Source organism: Pseudomonas sp. TH21 (genome assembly GCF_016651025.1).
In the GTDB taxonomy this organism is placed as follows: Bacteria; Pseudomonadota; Gammaproteobacteria; order Pseudomonadales; family Pseudomonadaceae; genus Aquipseudomonas; species Aquipseudomonas aylmerensis.
The window spans coordinates 1,920,954-1,938,258 of record NZ_JAEKEQ010000001.1 but is presented as its reverse complement, the minus strand read 5'-3'; the positions used below and the strand labels follow the sequence as shown (position 1 = coordinate 1,938,258).

Genomic DNA, 17,305 nt, shown 5'->3' with positions numbered 1-17,305 from the left:
CAGGGAGCGCGTGGGGAGGCACACAGTTTCATGAGTTAGCGGGCGTATGCCGCGACGGGGTCGACGTCACGCACGTCGGGCTCGCTGACGGGCTGCTGGCGTTTCACCTCGAGTAACGCGGGGTTCTTCAGCCAGAAGATCAGCGAGGTACTGGCCAGCAGCACCAGGATCATCCCCGGTAGACCGCCGAGGTTGGAGAGCATCTTCACGCCGTCGATGCCGATGAAGGCGACCATCACCCACGACACCGTGCCGATAATCACCCCCCACACAATCTTCAATGTCGGGTTGCCGTCCAGGTCGGAATCGGCCGTCACGCCTTTGCTGCACAGGTTGGCGATCACATCGGTGCTGGAGTCTGCGGCGGTAACGAAGGAGATGAACGCCACGAACAGCAGGAACGCGACCATCAAGGCGCTGGCCGGCAATTGCTGGAACATCTGGTACAGCACATGCTCCACGCCCTGCTCGTTCAGCACGCGGTTGAGGCTGCCGTCGCCCAGGGCGTCGAAGTACAGGCTGGTGCCGGAGAAGATGCAGATCCACACCGCAGTGAACAACGCCGGGTACAGCATGTTGATATGAATGAATTCGCGCACGGTGTAGCCGCGGCCGATCTTGCCGAGGAACAGCGCGCTCACCGGTGCCCAGGCAAACCACACCGACCAGTAGAACACGGTCCAGCTCTGTGGCCAGGTGTCGCCGCTGGCGGCGCCGGTGAACAGGCTGCGGCTGAAGAAGGTGTCGAGGTAGATGCCCAGGGACTCGACGCCCAGGCTGAACATGTACAGGGTCGGTCCGCACAACAGCACGAACAGCCCCAGGGCCAGCATGATCCAGGTGTTGAACGACGACAGCATCACAATGCCGCGCTGCAGGCCGCTGGCGGCCGAGGCGACAAAGGTGATGACAATGATCGCGATGATGATCGCCAGGCGCAGGGGTGTGGTTTCGCCGCCGATGTACTGGCTCAGGCCACCCGACAAGGTCAGCGCGCCAGTGCCCAGGGACGAAGCCATGCCGGCCACCAGGGCAAACATCGCCAGGGTGTCGATCAACCCGGCATAGCGCTTGACCCGCGCCTCGCCCAGCAGCGGCTCGAGCATGGCACCAATCGAGAAGTTGCCGCGGCGGTTGTAGAACACCAGCGCAAACACCAGCGAGGGCACCAGGTAGATGGCGTAGGGGGTGATGGTCCAGTGCAGGAACATCGTCGACATGGCAAAGCTTTTGGCCGCGCCGCTGCCTGCTTCGATGGGCAGGCTGGTGGGGGGGCCGTAGAGGTGATAGAGCGGTTCAGCGGTGGTCCAGAACAACACACCGACCGCCAGGGTGGTGCACAGCGCCACCATGAACCAGCGCCACTTGCTCAGCAGGGGCTGGGCATCTTCGCCGCCGATACGCACCCTGCCCAGCGGCGACAGGTAGACAATCGCAGTCAACACCACCATGGCGAACGAGCCGGCGCTGAACAACCAGGAGAAGTTGTTCAGGATCAGGCTGTTGAGCTGTTTGCTGACCGTCAGGAACGCATTCAGGTCAATGTAGCTGGCGATCACTGCCGCCAGCAGGATCAGGAACGTTGGCCAGAACACCAACGGACGCAGTGGATATTTCATCAAGTGCCATTCCCCTTGCAGACTATTTTTATCGCCTTGACAGGCCATTGTTAGAGAGCGGGCACCACAGCGTCCTGCTGCGGTAGCTCGCCTGGAAGTCTTCGCGTGGCTATAGATAACCGTTTAAGCGGCAGGAGGCGCAATCGACCAATGGGCATGGGGGTATTCCGCCACGTCATGGTGTACCCACCGCTCAGGATGAACCTGCAGTGCACATGGCAAGGTAGCGGGAGGTCAAATCGCAGGCAAAAAAAAGCCCGCTCAATGAGCGGGCTTCTTGTGGCGACCTGGCGTTCAGTGTTCCAGGTTGCCGAATATGGCGCAGCGGACGGGACTCGAACCCGCGACCCCCGGCGTGACAGGCCGGTATTCTAACCGACTGAACTACCGCTGCGCGTAACACTTGAAGCGAATGGTGGGTGATGACGGGATCGAACCGCCGACCCTCTGCTTGTAAGGCAGATGCTCTCCCAGCTGAGCTAATCACCCTTCGTTTCGGTGTGGCGCGCATTCTACGGAGCGCCCCTGGGTCTGGCAAGCACTTTCTTAAATCTTTTTTTTGAGGCCTTCCAATGGCTTAGGCAGGGTTGGCCTCAGGCGATATCAAGAGAATAATGCCCCCCTTTGTATAAAGGAGAGACTCACCCCATGTGGTTCAAGAACCTGCTTATCTATCGCCTGACCCAAGATCTGCCTGTTGATGCCGAGGCGTTGGAAGCGGCAATGGCCACCAAGCTGGCGCGCCCTTGTGCAAGCCAGGAGTTGACCACTTACGGTTTCGTCGCGCCTTTCGGTAAAGGCGAAGACGCTCCTCTGGTTCACGTCAGCGGTGACTTCCTGCTGATTGCCGCGCGCAAGGAAGAACGCATCCTGCCGGGCAGCGTGGTGCGTGACGCGCTGAAAGAGAAAGTCGAAGAGATCGAGGCCGAGCAAATGCGCAAGGTCTATAAAAAGGAACGCGACCAGATCAAGGATGAAATCATCCAGGCCTTCCTGCCCCGCGCCTTTATCCGTCGCTCGTCGACCTTCGCCGCCATCGCGCCGAAACAGGGCCTGATCCTGGTCAACTCGGCCAGCCCGAAACGTGCCGAAGACCTGCTCTCGACCCTGCGTGAAGTAATCGGCACCCTGCCGGTACGTCCACTCACCGTGAAGACCGCACCGACCGCGATCATGACCGACTGGGTCACTACCCAGAAGCCGGCCGATGATTTCTTCGTCCTCGACGAATGCGAACTGCGCGACACCCACGAAGACGGCGGCATCGTGCGCTGCAAGCGCCAAGACCTGACCGGCGAGGAAATCCAGCTGCACCTCACCACCGGCAAAGTCGTGACCCAACTGTCGCTGGCCTGGCAGGACAAGCTGTCCTTCATGCTCGACGACAAGATGACCGTCAAGCGCCTGAAGTTCGAAGACCTGCTGCAAGACCAGGCGGAACAGGACGGCGGTGAAGAAGCCCTGGGCCAACTGGATGCAAGCTTTACCCTGATGATGCTGACGTTTGGCGACTTCCTGCCGGCGCTGGTGGAAGCACTCGGCGGCGAAGAGACTCCACAAGGCATCTAAAGCCATGTGAAGATCAAAATGTGGGAGCGGGCTTGCTCGCGAAGGCGGTGGATCAGTCAGCAGATGGATTGACTGGCACACCGCCTTCGCGAGCAAGCCCGCTCCCACATCTGATCGCATTTGTACTTCCGACTTCTAATAACAAGGACATCTCCATGCGTGCACTCGCTGCCTTGAGCCGCTTCGTCGGCAACACCTTCGCCTACTGGGTGTTGATTTTCGCCGTCGTGGCCTTCCTCGAACCCAGCTGGTTCATTGGCCTGAAAAGCGCCATCGTCCCGCTGCTGGGCCTGGTGATGTTCGGCATGGGGCTGACCCTCAAACTCGAAGACTTCGCCGAGGTCGCACGCCACCCATGGCGCGTGGCACTGGGCGTGGTCGCGCACTTTGTAATCATGCCGGGCGTGGCCTGGCTGCTGTGCCAGGCTTTCCACCTGCCACCGGAAATTGCCGTCGGCGTGATCCTGGTCGGCTGCTGCCCGAGCGGCACTTCGTCCAACGTGATGACCTGGCTGGCTCGTGGCGACCTGGCGCTGTCGGTGGCCATCGCCGCCGTCACCACCTCCTCGCCCCGCTGCTCACGCCGGCGCTGATCTGGCTGTTGGCGTCGGCCTGGCTGCCGGTGTCGTTCATGGAGTTGTTCTGGTCGATCCTGCAAGTGGTGCTGCTGCCGATCGTGCTCGGTGTGGTCGCGCAACGCCTGCTCGGCGAGCGGGTGCGCCACGCCGTGGAGGTGCTGCCGCTGGTCTCGGTGGTGAGCATCGTGATCATCGTCGCGGCGGTGGTGGCGGCCAGCCAGGCGAAAATCGCCGAGTCGGGCCTGCTGATCATGGCAGTGGTGATGCTGCACAACAGCTTCGGTTACCTGCTGGGCTACTTCACCGGTCGCCTGTTCAAACTGCCATTGGCGCAACGCAAGTCGTTGGCGCTGGAAGTCGGCATGCAGAATTCCGGGCTGGGCGCCGCATTGGCCAGCGCACACTTTTCGCCGTTGGCGGCGGTACCGAGCGCGCTGTTCAGCGTCTGGCACAATATTTCCGGGGCATTGCTCTCGACGTATTTCCGCCGCATGAGCGAGAAGGAAGACCGCCGCGCGCTGGAGAACACGCCGCAAACTTGATCGCCTGATCAATTTTCGGCACTCTACCGAGCTTCGCGGGGACGACCCCGCGACGCTATCGAGGCGCATACTCCGGGGACGACCCCGCCTATAAAAGCGAGGTCATCATGTCCTGGATCATTCTGTTTTTTGCCGGTTTGTTTGAAGTCGGCTGGGCCGTCGGCTTGAAGTACACCGACGGTTTCAGCAAGCCACTGCCGACCGCCCTGACCATTGCCGCCATGGCCATCAGCCTCGGCCTGCTGGGCCTGGCCATGAAGGAACTGCCATTGGGCACCGCGTACGCCATCTGGACGGGCGTGGGTGCGGTGGGCACGGTGATCGCCGGGATTATCCTGTTCGGGGAATCCATGGCGCTGTTCCGCCTGGCCAGCGTGGCGTTGATCATCTGTGGACTGATTGGTCTCAAGATCAGCACATGACCGCTTGCGGCGATAGCGCCTGAACGGGCGCCATCGCCGGCAAGCCGTGCTCCTACAGGACCGTGCCGCGCAGTTGCGTGACCTTCTCCTGCAACTGCGCCGGCGTCGCCGACTCGACCGATACCGGCTCACCTGCCACCAACACCACCCGCGACCAGATGCGATGGAACCAGCCCTTGTTCGGATCGCGGCTGAAGAAACTCCCCCACAACCCCTGCAGCGCCATCGGAATCACCGGCACTGGCGTCTCTTCCAGAATGCGCGTCACGCCACCACGGAACTCATTCATCTCACCGTCGCTGGTCAATTTGCCTTCCGGGAAAATGCACACCAACTCCCCGTCCTGCAGGTACTGCGCAATCCGCGTGAAGGCCTTTTCGTAGATCTGGATATCTTCGTTGCGCCCGGCGATCGGAATCGCCCCGGCCGTGCGAAAGATAAAGTTCAGCACCGGCAAGCGGTAGATCTTGTAGTACATGACAAAGCGAATCGGCCGACGTACCGCGCCGCCGATCAACAGTGCATCGACAAACGAGACGTGGTTGCACACCAGCAACGCCGCGCCCTCGTCCGGAATCAGATCAAGGTTGCGATGCTCCACGCGGTACATGGAATGGCTGAGCAGCCAGATCATGAACCGCATGGTGAACTCGGGAACGATCCTGAAGATGTAGGTGTTGACCGCGATGTTGAGCAGTGACACCACCAGGAACAGTTCGGGGATCGACAGCTTGGCCACGCTCAGCAGCAGGATCGACACGATCGCCGAGACCACCATGAACAGCGCGTTGAGAATGTTGTTGGCGGCGATCACCCGCGCCCGCTCATTCTCGGCGGTACGCGACTGGATCAGCGCGTACAGCGGCACGATGTAAAAGCCGCCGAATACACCCAGGCCGAGGATATCGAACAACACCCACCAGGCCTGCCCATAGCTCAACACCGCCAGCCAGTCATTGGCCTGCACATTCTGTGGGAAGCCGCCGGAGTGCCACCACAGCAACAGGCCGAACACGGTCAGGCCAAACGAGCCGAACGGTACCAGGCCAATTTCCACCTTACGGCCCGAGAGTTTTTCACAGAGCATCGAACCGAGGGCGATGCCCACCGAGAACACGGTCAGGATCAGCGTGACCACGGTTTCGTCGCCGTACAGCCACTCCTTGGCGTAGGCCGGAATCTGCGTCAGGTAAATCGCACCGACGAACCAGAACCACGAGTTGCCCACGATCGAGCGCGACACTGCCGGGGTCTGGCCCAGGCCGAGGCGCAAAGTTGCCCAGGATTCGCTGAAGATATTCCAGTTCAACCGCAACTGCGGGGTCGAGGCCGCCGCGCGCGGGATGCTGCGGCTGGCGAGGTAACCGAGTACCGCCACACCGACAATCGCCACCGACACCACCGGCGCGTAATGGGTGGACGACATCATGATCCCGGCGCCAATGGTACCGGCCAGGATCGCCAGGAACGTGCCCATTTCCACCAGGCCGTTGCCGCCCACCAGCTCATCGTCATGCAGCGCCTGGGGCATGATCGAGTACTTCACCGGCCCGAACAGCGCCGAGTGCGTGCCCATGGCAAACAGCGCCAGCAGCATCAGTTCCAGGTGATTGAACAGGAAACCCGTGGCGCCGACGGCCATGATCACGATCTCGCCGATCTTGATCGCGCGGATCAACGCATCCTTGTTGAATTTTTCGCCAAACTGCCCGGCCAGCGCCGAGAACAGAAAGAACGGCAGGATGAACAACAGCGCACACAGGTTGACCCAGATGGCCCGATCGCCGTCGATGGTGAGCTTGTACAGAATGGCCAGGATCAGCGATTGCTTGAAGATGTTGTCGTTGAACGCGCCCAGCAACTGGGTGATGAAGAACGGCAGGAAACGCCGTGTGCGCAGCAAGGTGAATTGCGAGGGGTGGCTCATCGTCCGTGTTCCTGCGTGGCCTGTTATAGATTCAGGCCACGACTTTACCTAACTCCGCTTACTTATTCGCTAGTCCTGCAATGCACGGCGATACAAAAAGCTCGCCTTTATAGGCGCCCTGCACGGTGCGCGTAGCAACGATCAGCCACATCAGCGCCAATGCCACCACCAGCACGCAACCAAACACACTGAAGAATCCCAGGTTCAACAGGCTCGCCAACTTCAGCGTGGCCAAGGCATACACCCCCAGCGGAAAGGTAAACCCCCACCAACCCAGGTTGAACGGAATGCCGGCGCGCAGGTAACGCAGGGTGATCAGTACCGCAATCAGCATCCACCACAGGCCGAAGCCCCACAGGGTAATGCCGGCCACCAGGCCCAGGCCGTTGGCCATCTCGCCCACACCCGGCAAGCCGTTGGCCGCGAAGATCGCCGGCGCATCGCCCCCCAGCAGCAACATGCCAAGGGCGCCGGTGCCGATTGGGCCCAGGGCCAGCCAGCTCGAGGCAGCCATATTGGCGTGGGGCAATTTGTGCAAGGCCATGCGCAACATCAGGATGGTCAGGATGCTGAATGCGACCGGCAGGGAGAACGCCCACAACACATAGCTGGTCACCAGCATCACCAGTTGCGAATGGGCGTCGGCCAGGTGCGGCGCGAGCAGGCCACCACTGGCGGCGGCGACTTCAGCGGCTACCACCGGCAACAACCACACGGCTGTCATCTGGTCGATGCTGTGTTCCTGGCGGGTGAACATCATGAACGGGATCAGCACACCGCAGGCCAGGGCCATCGCCACATCCAGCCACCACACCGCTTCAGCCAGCGCGATCACCTCGTTGCCCCAGCGTGGCAGGCCGAACAGCAGCAGCCCGTTGAGAATCGTGGCCAGGCCCATGGGAATGGTGCCGAAGAACATCGAGACGGTGGAGTGCCCGAAAATACGCCGCGCCTCGTGGAAAAACATCACCCAGCGCGCCGCGTACAACAGGCTGAACAGCACAAACAGGCCAATGGTCAGCAGCCACAGCCCTTCGGCGATGGCATGCAGGCCAGGCAGGTTGACCGGCAGCTGCGCCAGGGCCAGCGCGAGCACGCCGGTGCCCATGGTCGCGGCAAACCAGTTGGGGGTGAACTGGCGAATCACTTCCCGGGGACGGGTCAGGTGACTGAAGGGTTTGTAACTGATGGTTGTCGAGCAGGTCATGATGGCAATCCTCTTCCTCGCATGAGGTTGAGACCATGATAGAACCTGATCGAATATCTATATAACGGGTAATATCTCTAACTGTTATCTATTTTACCAATATAAAAGTCGGACTCAGTGGCCTGCCGTGGCCCTGGCTCGCGCCGAGTCCTGCAGCAGCAGCCCTAACAACGCGCCCAGCGCCAGCAGAATGAGGATCGCGCCGTAGCCATCGGTGGTGGCGATCAGGCCGAAACTGCGGATCAGGTTGCCCGCCAGCAGCGAGGGCAAGCAGAACGCCAGGTAACTCAGCACATAGAACGCCGACATCAGGCCCGCACGCTCATGGGGCAATGCCAGCGGCACCACGCTGCGCAAGGCGCCGAGAAAGCCCGCGCCAAAACCGCTGCCGGCGATCAGCGTGGCGATGAAGAACAGCGGCAGGCTGGCGCTGTGCACGGCGGTTAGGATCAGCGTCACACCGATGGCGAGCAAGCCGGCCCCGAGGCGCAGCACCTTGTCGGCCGGGCGATTGCGCAGGGTGAAGATCATCAGCGCGCCGCTCAGGGTCAGCACGGCGACCAGGCCGCCACCGATCAGGTTGGAGGTCGAGCCGGTGGCGGCGCGCACCAGCGAAGGCGCCAGGGAGAGATAGAAGCCGCCCATCGCCCACACTGCCACATCCACCGGCAACGACAGCCACAAAGCGCGGCGCGCCTGGGGCGGTACATGCAAGGTGGGGCGCAGCGACGCCAGCGCGCCGGGGATGCGGCTGACGCTTTCCGGCAAGCGCCACACATACACGGCCTGCAACAGCATCAATGCCAGCAACGTCCAGTAAATCAGTTGGGTCGGCAATGGCGCGAACTCCACCAACAGACTGCTGCCCATCGCGCCGCAGGCCATGCCCAGCAAAGGCGCCACACTGTTGACCAGCGGGCCTTGCTGGCGATCGGTATCCAACAAGGCGGCGCCCAACACTGCGGTGGCCATGCCCGTGGCGAAACCCTGCAAGGTGCGCGCGGCGATCAGCCAGGCGACGCTGTCTTCATTGATAAACAGCAACATTGCCAGCATATCCAGGATCAGCGCGGCAAAAATCACCGGCTTGCGCCCCAGGTAATCTGACAGCGATCCGACGGTCAACAGCGCCGCCAGGAGGCTCAAGGCGTAGACCCCGAAGATCAGCGTGAGCATGCCCGCCGAAAAATGCAGGCCCTCCTGATACAGGTGGTACAACGGCGTCGGCGCACTGGAGGCCGCGAGAAACGTCAGCAAGGTGATCGCGAGGAACACCAGGCTGGAACGATGGGAAATAGGGCTGGACATGGGCACGCTCCGCTAAAGCTAATATTTTGCTTTTGCGGAGTGTGCTACTCGCCAGCGCTTAAAGCAAATTCTTTGTGTTAAGGTCACAAGCATGGCGATAAAAGAAGGCCTCCGCCCGGGGGGCCGCAGTGCCCGGGTACAAGAATCGGTCCATTCGGCAGTGCGTGAATTGCTGGAAGCCCATGAGCGCTCCAGCGTCACCGTACCGATGATTGCTGCGCGCGCGGGCGTCACGCCCTCGACCATCTACCGGCGTTGGGGCGATTTGTCGGTGCTGCTCGCGGACGTGGCCCTGGCCCGCATGCGCCCCGACAGCGCGCCCGCCGACACCGGCAGCCTGCGCGGCGACCTGCAAGCCTGGGCCGAGCAATACCTGGATGAAATGAGTTCAGAGCCCGGTCGCAACATGATGCGCGACCTGCAATGCATGATCACGCCGGGTTACTGCGTGAGTATCCTGAGTGGGCAGTTGCAGGCGATTGTCGACCGCTATCCGGACCAATCGCCACCGAGCGTGGACCACTTGATCAATCTGCTGGCGGCGCCGACGGTGTTTCGGATTCTCTTCTCATCCGCGCCGCTGTCGGTGCAAGAGCTGCACGGCCTGATCGAGCTGGCACTCAAACCCTGAAGGCACACTGCAAAAACCAATATGGGAGCGGGCTTGCTTGCGAATGCGGTGGATCAGTCAGAGATGTATCGACTGACAGACTGCATTCGCGAGCAAGCCCGCTCCCACATTTTTGACCGCGTCGAGGTTACGTACGCATCCCACGCCCGCTCACCAGCAACCGAGCACAACCGATGTACAGCACCACGGTCGCCACGAGCATGAAGGTGATCGCCACGCTGATCTTGATGTCCGACACGCCCAGGATGCCGTAGCGGAAGGCGTTGACCATGTGCAGCACCGGGTTGGCCAGCGACACGGTCTGCCAGAACGGCGGCAGCAAGGTGATGGAGTAGAACACCCCGCCCAGGTACGTCAGCGGTGTCAGCACGAAAGTCGGGATGATCGAGATGTCATCGAAGTTGCGCGCAAACACCGCGTTGATGAAGCCAAGCAGCGAGAAGATCGTCGCGGTCAGCACCACCACCAGCAAGGTGACCCCGAGGTGATGTACCTGCAGGTGGGTGAAGAACAGCGACAGCAGCGTCACAATCACCCCGACCATCAGGCCACGCAGCACGCCGCCCAGGGTGTAGCCGATCAGGATGGTGTGCGGCGAGACCGGCGAGACCATCAGCTCCTCGATGGAGCGCTGGAACTTGCTGCCGAAGAAGCTGGAGACCACGTTGCCGTAGGAGTTGGTGATCACCGACATCATGATCAGGCCCGGCACGATGTACTCCATGTAGGTGAAGCCACCCATGTCGCCAATCTGCCGGCCGATCAGGTTACCGAAGATCACGAAGTACAGGACCATGGTGATCGCCGGCGGCAGCAGGGTCTGCGGCCAGATCCGGGTAAAGCGCTTCACTTCGCGGTAGACGATGGTTTGCAGCGCGACGATGTTGGGTTGCAGTTCGGAACTCATACCGCCACCTTCGCCAGATTTTTCTCCACCAGGGACACGAACAACTCCTCGAGGCGATTGGTTTTATTGCGCAGGCTCAGCACTTCAATGTTCTGGGCCGCCAACTGGGTGAACAGCGCGGTGATGCCCATGGCCTTGTCCACCTGGACTTCCAGGGTATGGCTGTCCACCAGGCGGCTCGGGTAGCCGAGCAGTTGCGGCGAGACCGACAGGTTGTTCTTCAGGTCGAGCAGGAAAGTCTCCACATGCAACTGGCCCAGCAGGTTACGCATGCTGGTGTTCTCGACGATGGTGCCATGGTCGATGATGCCGATGTTGCGGCACAGCTGCTCAGCCTCTTCCAGGTAGTGGGTGGTGAGGATGATGGTGATGCCCTTCTGGTTCAGCTCGGTGAGGAAGGTCCACATCGAACGGCGCAGCTCGATGTCCACGCCAGCGGTGGGCTCGTCGAGGATCAGCAGGCGCGGCTCATGGACCAGCGCGCGGGCGATCATCAGGCGCCGCTTCATGCCGCCGGACAGCGAGCGCGAAGGCACGTCGCGCTTGTCCCACAGGCCCAACTGGGTCAGGTACTGCTCGGCGCGTTCCTTGGCGACTTTCGCCGGAATGCCGTAGTAACCCGCCTGGGTCACGACAATGTCGAAAGTCTTTTCAAACTGGTTGAAGTTGAATTCCTGGGGCACCACGCCGATCGAACGCTTGAGCGCCGCCGGGGATTTGTCCAGGTCATGCCCGAAGATATTCACCGTGCCGCTGGTCTTGTTGACCAGGGTCGAGAGGATACCGATGGTGGTGGATTTGCCGGCACCGTTGGGGCCGAGCAAGGCGAAGAAATCACCCTCGGCAACGTCCAGATCGATACCACTCAGGGCCTGGAAACCGTTGCCGTAGGTTTTGGTTAGCTGCCGGATGGACAGAGCGGAACTCATATCGGATTACGCACCAAAGAAGGGAATAGAAACAATAGATGAGGGCGCAGCCCACGTAGTTCAACGGCGGCGCATGACAAGCATGGTGCTTGCCCGCGCCGCACAAGTACAGTCACCCGTATTAATAGTGGGTATTAAGTCAACGCAGTCATGACCGCCTTGCGGTAGGCCGGACGCTGTTGCAGGCGCTGGTACCAGGCCTCCAGGTGGGGCATCGAAGGCCGTTCGATGGGCATTTCAAACCAGGCGTAGATGAAGCTGCCCAGGGGAATATCGCCGATGCCGATTTCATTGCCCGACAGATACGGCTGCACTGCGAGCGCCTGGTCGACGGTCTTGAGCACATCGATACAGGTCTTGCGCCCGGCGTGGATGGTGTCCCAGTTCTGTTTGTCCGCGGGGGTGCGCAGCACGCCCCAGAACACGGTCCTGAACGGGTCGGCGAAAGTCGACGTGGTCCAGTCCATCCACTTTTCAGCGTTGGCCCGCGCCTTCAGGTCGGTGGGATACAAGCTGGATGCCTGCTTGGCACACAGATAACGCACGATGGTGTTGGATTCCCACAACACGAAGTCACCGTCTTCGATCATCGGCACCCGGCCGTTGGGGTTCAACGCCCGGTATTGCGGCGTGTCGACCACACCAAAAGCCCCGCCCGCATCAATTGCCTCATAGTCCAGGCCGAGTTCCTCGGCGCACCAGAGTGCCTTCCTGACGTTTGATGAATTTTTACGACCCCAGATTTTCAGCATGACCGCGCCTTATTGTTGATGAACATGGCTAGATGAACGCAGCAGCATACGCCGGTTCACGCGCGGCTCAAATCACTCTGCATATCGCCCAGCAACGTCGGCATGTCCTCGGCGAACAAGTGCGGGTAACACTGCTGGATATGGGCGAAGAAAAATGCCTCGGGCACGTCGGGAAATTGCCCGTGGTCCACCACGTACTCCATCGAGCGCTGGCCCTGGCGATTGAACGCATGGAAAACACTGTCGTGGAGGCCATCGAACTCCAGCGGCGGCACATCGAACAACTCGCACAACTGGCTGTTGAACGCCGGCGTCGCCTTGACCCAGCGACCGCGCAAGTACAGTTCGGTGTAGCCGTGCATGGCGAACACGTCGCTTTTGAGCAACGCGATCAGGCGTGGCGTCGACAGGTGATTGCGCACGTCGGCCAGGCCGATGCGTGCCGGGATCCCGCAGTGGCGGGCACAGGCAGCGAGCAAGGTGGCCTTGGGCACGCAGTAGCTTTCGCCGGCAGCCAGGGCATAGCTGGCGCTCAGGGTGTCTGGGTCGCGACTGAAGGTGTAGGGGTTGTAGCGAATCGCCTCACGTACGGCGTAATAAAGACTGACCGCCTGGTCACTTAAATCCGCGCTGGGACCGCGATGTTTTTCGGCGAACTCCACCACCGCAGGGTGGTCACTATCGATGAAGCTGCTGGGACTCAGGTACGTATCCATGAGCTTGATCTCCGAAGGAAGCCTTGAGTTTAACGACAGGTCCGCCACAGAGATAACGACGATTCGGCCAAATGTCGGCGCCTGAAGATGGGTGCTTCCAGCACAACTCGTTACACCCTGATCACCCCGCTTGCTCGGATGCCGACTAAGCTCGTTGGTGGTTTCGCCCCTGGTTTCACGGAGGATTGAATATGCTGTTGTTGTGGATACTGGTTCTGGTGGTCGGCATTGCCTACCTGGCACACCGGCGCACCGCACCCCTGCCCGCCCTGGGCGTGGTCGCCGTCTACCTGTTGGCGATGGGCGCCTGGAGTCACGCTCCCGGCTGGTTGCTGCTGATCTTCTGGGTGCTGCTGGCCGCCGTCGCGGCGCCGTTGTTGCTACCGGACCTGCGCCGCCAATACTTCACCAAGCCGCTGTTCAGCTGGTTCCAGAAAGTCCTGCCGCCGATGTCCGAGACCGAGCGCGATGCCATCGACGCCGGCACCGTGTGGTGGGACGGCGAACTTTTCAGCGGTCGCCCGGACTGGGACAAGTTGCTGGCCTATCCCAAGGCGCAACTGACCGAAGAAGAACAAGCGTTCATCGACGGCCCGACCGAAGAACTCTGCGCCATGGTCAGCGACTGGGAAATCGGCCAGGCCATGGACCTGCCGCCCGCTGCCTGGGAACACATCAAGACCCACGGTTTCTTCGCCCTGATCATTCCCAAGGAATACGGCGGCAAGGGCTTCTCCGCGTATGCGCACTCCCAGGTCGCGATGAAACTCGCCACCCGCAGCGGCGACCTGGCGTCGACCGTGATGGTGCCCAACTCACTCGGCCCGGCCGAATTGCTGCTGCACTACGGCACCGATGAGCAACGCAACCACTACCTGCCGCGCCTGGCGCGCGGCGATGACATCCCCTGCTTCGCCCTGACCGGCCCGCTGGCCGGCTCCGACGCCGGCGCCATGCCCGACACCGGCGTGATCTGCAAAGGCGAATGGGAAGGCAAGGAAACCCTCGGCCTGCGCCTCAACTGGGAAAAACGCTACATCACCCTGGGGCCGGTCGCGACCTTGCTCGGCCTGGCCTTCAAGGCACATGACCCGGACCACCTGCTGGGCGAGGAAGAAGACCTGGGCATCAGCCTGGCGCTCATCCCCACCGACACCCCCGGCGTGGAAATCGGCCGTCGCCACCTGCCCCTGGGCGCTGCCTTCATGAACGGCCCCAACTCCGGCAAGGACGTGTTCATCCCCCTGGAATTCCTCATTGGTGGCCAGGAAATGCTCGGCAAGGGCTGGATGATGTTGATGAACTGCCTGTCGGTCGGCCGTTCGATCTCCCTGCCCGCTGTCGGCACCGGCGCCGCCAAGTTCACCAGCCTGGTCACCGGCCAGTACGCCCAGGTGCGTGAGCAGTTCAACGTGCCGCTGTCGGCCTTCGAAGGTATCCAGGAAGCCCTGGCGCGCATCGGCGGCAACGCCTGGCTGATGGACAGCGCGCGCATGCTCACCGCCAACGCCGTCGACCTGGGCGAAAAACCCTCGGTGCTGTCGGCGATCCTCAAGTACCACCTGACCGAGCGCGGTCGTGAATGCATCAGCCACGCCATGGATGTGCACGGTGGCAAGGGCATCATCATGGGCCCCAACAACTACCTGGGCCGCAGCTGGCAGGGTGCGCCGATCTTCATCACGGTAGAAGGCGCGAACATCCTCTCGCGCAACCTGATGATCTTCGGCCAGGGCGCCATCCGCTGCCATCCGTTCGTGCTCAAGGAAATGGCCCTGGCCGGTCGCGAAGACCATGACCAGGCACTCAAGGAGTTCGACGGCCTGCTGATGCAGCATATCGGTTTCGCCGTGAGCAACGCCGCCAGCACCCTGGTGCTGAACCTGGGCGTGGGTCACTTCGAAAAAGCCCCGGGCAACCGCCTCAGCCAAGGTTACTTCCGCGCCCTGAATCGCCAGGCTGCCGCCTTCGCCCTGCTCGCCGACCTGAGCATGATGTTGCTCGGCGGCGAGTTGAAGCGCCGCGAACGCCTGTCCGCGCGCCTGGGCGATGTGTTGAGCCACATGTACCTGGCCTCGGCAGCACTCAAGCGTTATCACGACCTGGATTCGCCTGATCACCTGGAACCGCTGTTCGCCTGGGCCATGGAAGAAAGCCTCGGCGAGTCGGAGCGCGCACTGGATGAACTGCTCAGCAACTTCCCGAACAAGGTACTGGGCTGCCTGCTGCGGGTCATCGTGTTCCCGTTCGGGCGTCGCCATACCGGGCCGTCCGACGCGCTGGATGCCGAAGTGGCCGCGGTGATTGGCCGTGCCAAAGGCGACCCGACCCTGGAAGAACTGCTGGCCGGCTGCTACCGCCCACAATCGGCGGAAGATCCGGTGGGCGCCCTGCAACATGCCTACGACCTGCTGGGTGCCAGCCACCCACTGCAGAAAAAACTGCACAGCGCGCTCAAAAGCGGCCAGGTCAAGCCGACTGCCGGCGAACATGCGATCGACGCTGCATTGCACGCCGGCGTGCTGCAACCGGCTGAAGCACAGACCCTGCGTGACGCCGAGGCGGCGCGGCGCAAGGTGATCGACGTGGATGATTTCAGCAAGGAAGAGCTGGAACACACCGAGGGTAAAGTCCGCTGAGTCCAGCGGTCATATAAATACGGGCGCGAGGGCTATATACTCTCGCGCCCGTTTTTGCTTTAGAGGACTTATCTCGTGTCCAACGTCGTTGCCGATCATCTCGTCTTGCTCGACCACTTGCGCAGCATCCTGGTTGCCGTCGGCGAAGCCGAACAGGTACCCGAGGAAAGCCACACCCTGTTCCTGGAGCGCTTCGACGAATTGCGCGCCCTGCTGCCGATCGACCCGATCGAAAGCCAGTACCTGGGCCAGGACCTGATGAGCCAGGTCATCCTGCGCTACCCACAGATTGCCCACCTGGTACCGCGCGACCTGCTGTGGTTCTTCGGTGGTGACTGCCTGCACTTCATGCCTGACGAAGAACTGGACCTGTACCAGGCCCTGGAAGAGCGTCGCTTCGAAGCCGAACAGAACGACGAACCGTTCGACTGGAACCAGGAAAAGCAGCTGCTGGCCATGCCGCAGGACCAGAGCAAGCACTGATCAACCCCCACGATTTCCCTTGCAGGAGCCGGCTTGCCGGCGATGGCGGCCTTGAGTCCAGCGGTGGCTTCAAGGGCCAATCGCCGGCGACCCGGCTCCTACCAGGTGTTGTCGGCGCAATGTCGGCTCCTTCGCCATGCATTCCACCAGATAGTCGATAAACACCCGCAACTTCGGCGACAGGTACCGCGTCGGCGAATGCAGCAACCACGCTTCGCCATGGTAGGACGCAATAAAATCCCATGCCGGCAACACCTGCACCAACCGCCCCTCCTCCAAAGCATGCCGCGCGGTGAAATACGGCAGACTGCCAATCCCCACATGCTGCAACACCGCATCCAGGCGTACCCCGGTGTGGTTCGCCGCATAACGCCCGTGCACACCCACCGTTACCGCCTTGCCCGCCTGGCGAAATTTCCAGCGTGAGTCCGCCGGGGTTTCACCCAGGTAGATGCAGCTGTGTGCGAGTAAATCCTGGGGATGACCCGGCGTGCCGTGCTCGGCCAGGTACTGTGGGGTCGCGCACAACAAGTGCTCGATGGGCAACAGCTGCCGTCCGACCAGCCCCGGCGGCGGGCTGTCGGTGATGCGGATGCTCAGGTCCACGTTGTCATCGATCAGGTCCACGTGCCGGTCCTCGAGGATCAGTTGCACATCGACCTTGGGATAGCGCCGCAGAAACTCCGGCATATGCGGGTGCACCACAAACCGCCCCACCGCCTTGGGTACACTGACCCGCACCTGACCTTCGGCCTCATGGGTGAACTGGCCGCTGATCTCCATGACCGAACGCGCCGCGTTGACCATCTCCTGGCAACGCTTGAACACCTCTTCCCCGCCCTCGCTCAGGCGCAGTTTGCGCGTAGTGCGTTGCAGCAAACGGGTGGCCAGGGCCTTTTCCAGGCGCGAGATACTGCGACTCACCGAAGACGGCGAAGCCCCCATCTGCCGGGCCGCCTCGGAAAAGCTGCCGGCTTCCACTACCTTGACGAAAATCGCCATTTCACCCAGCAGCGGCAAGGGAAGATTGATGCTCATAGCGCACAGGTCCATTGAGAGTTGAGCGGATTATCACC

14 protein-coding genes, 2 tRNA genes and 1 pseudogene are annotated in these 17,305 nt (G+C 61.5%); 6 read left to right on the top strand and 11 right to left on the bottom strand.

Annotated features, from left to right (window positions below):
• Window positions 1-35: 35 nt before the first annotated feature.
• The 3 genes from JFU04_RS08745 to JFU04_RS08735 form a co-directional block, all read right to left on the bottom strand.
• On the bottom strand, window positions 36-1,619 hold the full coding sequence (locus JFU04_RS08745) for a BCCT family transporter (RefSeq protein WP_201143861.1): 1,584 nt from the start codon (window positions 1,617-1,619) through the stop codon (window positions 36-38).
• A 317-nt stretch (window positions 1,620-1,936) separates the two neighbouring features.
• Window positions 1,937-2,013 (bottom strand) — tRNA-Asp (locus JFU04_RS08740).
• 19 nt (window positions 2,014-2,032) lie between these two features.
• Window positions 2,033-2,108: transfer RNA gene (locus tag JFU04_RS08735), tRNA-Val, on the bottom strand.
• 159 nt (window positions 2,109-2,267) lie between these two features.
• Here JFU04_RS08735 and rdgC point away from each other — a divergent pair.
• The 3 genes and pseudogenes from rdgC to sugE all read left to right on the top strand — a co-directional run bounded on the left by rdgC (window position 2,268) and on the right by sugE (window position 4,730).
• Entirely contained in the window at window positions 2,268-3,188 is a 921-nt protein-coding gene (gene rdgC, locus JFU04_RS08730; RefSeq protein ID WP_065901389.1) for a recombination-associated protein RdgC, read from the top strand.
• A gap of 155 nt (window positions 3,189-3,343) precedes the next feature.
• Window positions 3,344-4,308 (top strand): annotated as a pseudogene (locus JFU04_RS08725) (bile acid:sodium symporter family protein).
• Window positions 4,309-4,415: 107 nt separating this feature from the next.
• Complete coding sequence (gene sugE, locus JFU04_RS08720; protein WP_003237114.1) at window positions 4,416-4,730, top strand: quaternary ammonium compound efflux SMR transporter SugE; 315 nt, start codon at window positions 4,416-4,418, stop codon at window positions 4,728-4,730.
• A gap of 52 nt (window positions 4,731-4,782) precedes the next feature.
• Here sugE and JFU04_RS08715 read toward each other — a convergent pair whose 3' ends face one another.
• From JFU04_RS08715 to JFU04_RS08705, 3 genes are all read right to left on the bottom strand, one after another.
• A complete protein-coding gene (locus JFU04_RS08715; RefSeq protein WP_106804660.1) occupies window positions 4,783-6,657 on the bottom strand; it encodes an MFS transporter in 1,875 nt (624 codons plus the stop codon).
• 58 nt (window positions 6,658-6,715) lie between these two features.
• Window positions 6,716-7,864 (bottom strand): TDT family transporter, encoded by a 1,149-nt coding sequence (locus JFU04_RS08710; protein ID WP_120448020.1) that lies wholly within the window; start codon window positions 7,862-7,864, stop codon window positions 6,716-6,718.
• A gap of 114 nt (window positions 7,865-7,978) precedes the next feature.
• A complete protein-coding gene (locus JFU04_RS08705) occupies window positions 7,979-9,172 on the bottom strand; it encodes an MFS transporter (protein WP_201143860.1) in 1,194 nt (397 codons plus the stop codon).
• A gap of 91 nt (window positions 9,173-9,263) precedes the next feature.
• On the opposite strand from JFU04_RS08705, the gene JFU04_RS08700 reads away from it, so the two are divergent.
• Window positions 9,264-9,803: a TetR/AcrR family transcriptional regulator gene (locus JFU04_RS08700; RefSeq protein WP_120448018.1), complete on the top strand. Its 540-nt coding sequence runs from the start codon at window positions 9,264-9,266 to the stop codon at window positions 9,801-9,803.
• Window positions 9,804-9,930: 127 nt separating this feature from the next.
• On the opposite strand, the gene JFU04_RS08695 is transcribed toward JFU04_RS08700, so the two are convergent.
• The 4 genes from JFU04_RS08695 to JFU04_RS08680 form a co-directional block, all read right to left on the bottom strand.
• On the bottom strand, window positions 9,931-10,710 hold the full coding sequence (locus JFU04_RS08695; RefSeq protein ID WP_065901419.1) for an ABC transporter permease: 780 nt from the start codon (window positions 10,708-10,710) through the stop codon (window positions 9,931-9,933).
• Window positions 10,707-11,639, bottom strand: coding sequence for an ABC transporter ATP-binding protein (locus tag JFU04_RS08690; protein WP_065901421.1), 933 nt, complete (start codon window positions 11,637-11,639; stop codon window positions 10,707-10,709). The genes JFU04_RS08695 and JFU04_RS08690 overlap by 4 nt, the downstream gene beginning before the upstream one ends.
• A 134-nt stretch (window positions 11,640-11,773) precedes the next feature.
• Complete coding sequence (locus tag JFU04_RS08685; protein WP_106804664.1) at window positions 11,774-12,391, bottom strand: glutathione S-transferase family protein; 618 nt, start codon at window positions 12,389-12,391, stop codon at window positions 11,774-11,776.
• Between the two features lie 56 nt (window positions 12,392-12,447).
• Window positions 12,448-13,107 (bottom strand): transglutaminase-like domain-containing protein, encoded by a 660-nt coding sequence (locus JFU04_RS08680; RefSeq protein ID WP_201143859.1) that lies wholly within the window; start codon window positions 13,105-13,107, stop codon window positions 12,448-12,450.
• 191 nt (window positions 13,108-13,298) lie between these two features.
• Here JFU04_RS08680 and JFU04_RS08675 point away from each other — a divergent pair, with 191 nt between their 5' ends.
• Together JFU04_RS08675 and JFU04_RS08670 are read left to right on the top strand one after the other, a co-directional pair.
• Window positions 13,299-15,746, top strand: a complete 2,448-nt coding sequence (locus JFU04_RS08675) for an acyl-CoA dehydrogenase (protein WP_065901428.1) — start codon at window positions 13,299-13,301, stop codon at window positions 15,744-15,746.
• A gap of 75 nt (window positions 15,747-15,821) precedes the next feature.
• Entirely contained in the window at window positions 15,822-16,229 is a 408-nt protein-coding gene (locus JFU04_RS08670; protein WP_010567536.1) for a PA2817 family protein, read from the top strand.
• A gap of 69 nt (window positions 16,230-16,298) precedes the next feature.
• Here the strand turns inward: JFU04_RS08670 and JFU04_RS08665 are convergent, their stop codons facing one another.
• Window positions 16,299-17,267, bottom strand: coding sequence for a LysR family transcriptional regulator (locus tag JFU04_RS08665; RefSeq protein WP_201143858.1), 969 nt, complete (start codon window positions 17,265-17,267; stop codon window positions 16,299-16,301).
• Window positions 17,268-17,305: the final 38 nt, after the last annotated feature.

Coding starts and splice junctions, on each gene's coding strand:
- JFU04_RS08745 (WP_201143861.1), bottom strand. CDS start 1,619: ATGAAATATCCACTGCGTCCGTTGGTGTTCTGGCCAACGTTCCTGATC.
- rdgC (WP_065901389.1), top strand. CDS start 2,268: ATGTGGTTCAAGAACCTGCTTATCTATCGCCTGACCCAAGATCTGCCT.
- sugE (WP_003237114.1), top strand. CDS start 4,416: ATGTCCTGGATCATTCTGTTTTTTGCCGGTTTGTTTGAAGTCGGCTGG.
- JFU04_RS08715 (WP_106804660.1), bottom strand. CDS start 6,657: ATGAGCCACCCCTCGCAATTCACCTTGCTGCGCACACGGCGTTTCCTG.
- JFU04_RS08710 (WP_120448020.1), bottom strand. CDS start 7,864: ATGACCTGCTCGACAACCATCAGTTACAAACCCTTCAGTCACCTGACC.
- JFU04_RS08705 (WP_201143860.1), bottom strand. CDS start 9,172: ATGTCCAGCCCTATTTCCCATCGTTCCAGCCTGGTGTTCCTCGCGATC.
- JFU04_RS08700 (WP_120448018.1), top strand. CDS start 9,264: ATGGCGATAAAAGAAGGCCTCCGCCCGGGGGGCCGCAGTGCCCGGGTA.
- JFU04_RS08695 (WP_065901419.1), bottom strand. CDS start 10,710: ATGAGTTCCGAACTGCAACCCAACATCGTCGCGCTGCAAACCATCGTC.
- JFU04_RS08690 (WP_065901421.1), bottom strand. CDS start 11,639: ATGAGTTCCGCTCTGTCCATCCGGCAGCTAACCAAAACCTACGGCAAC.
- JFU04_RS08685 (WP_106804664.1), bottom strand. CDS start 12,391: ATGCTGAAAATCTGGGGTCGTAAAAATTCATCAAACGTCAGGAAGGCA.
- JFU04_RS08680 (WP_201143859.1), bottom strand. CDS start 13,107: ATGGATACGTACCTGAGTCCCAGCAGCTTCATCGATAGTGACCACCCT.
- JFU04_RS08675 (WP_065901428.1), top strand. CDS start 13,299: ATGCTGTTGTTGTGGATACTGGTTCTGGTGGTCGGCATTGCCTACCTG.
- JFU04_RS08665 (WP_201143858.1), bottom strand. CDS start 17,267: ATGAGCATCAATCTTCCCTTGCCGCTGCTGGGTGAAATGGCGATTTTC.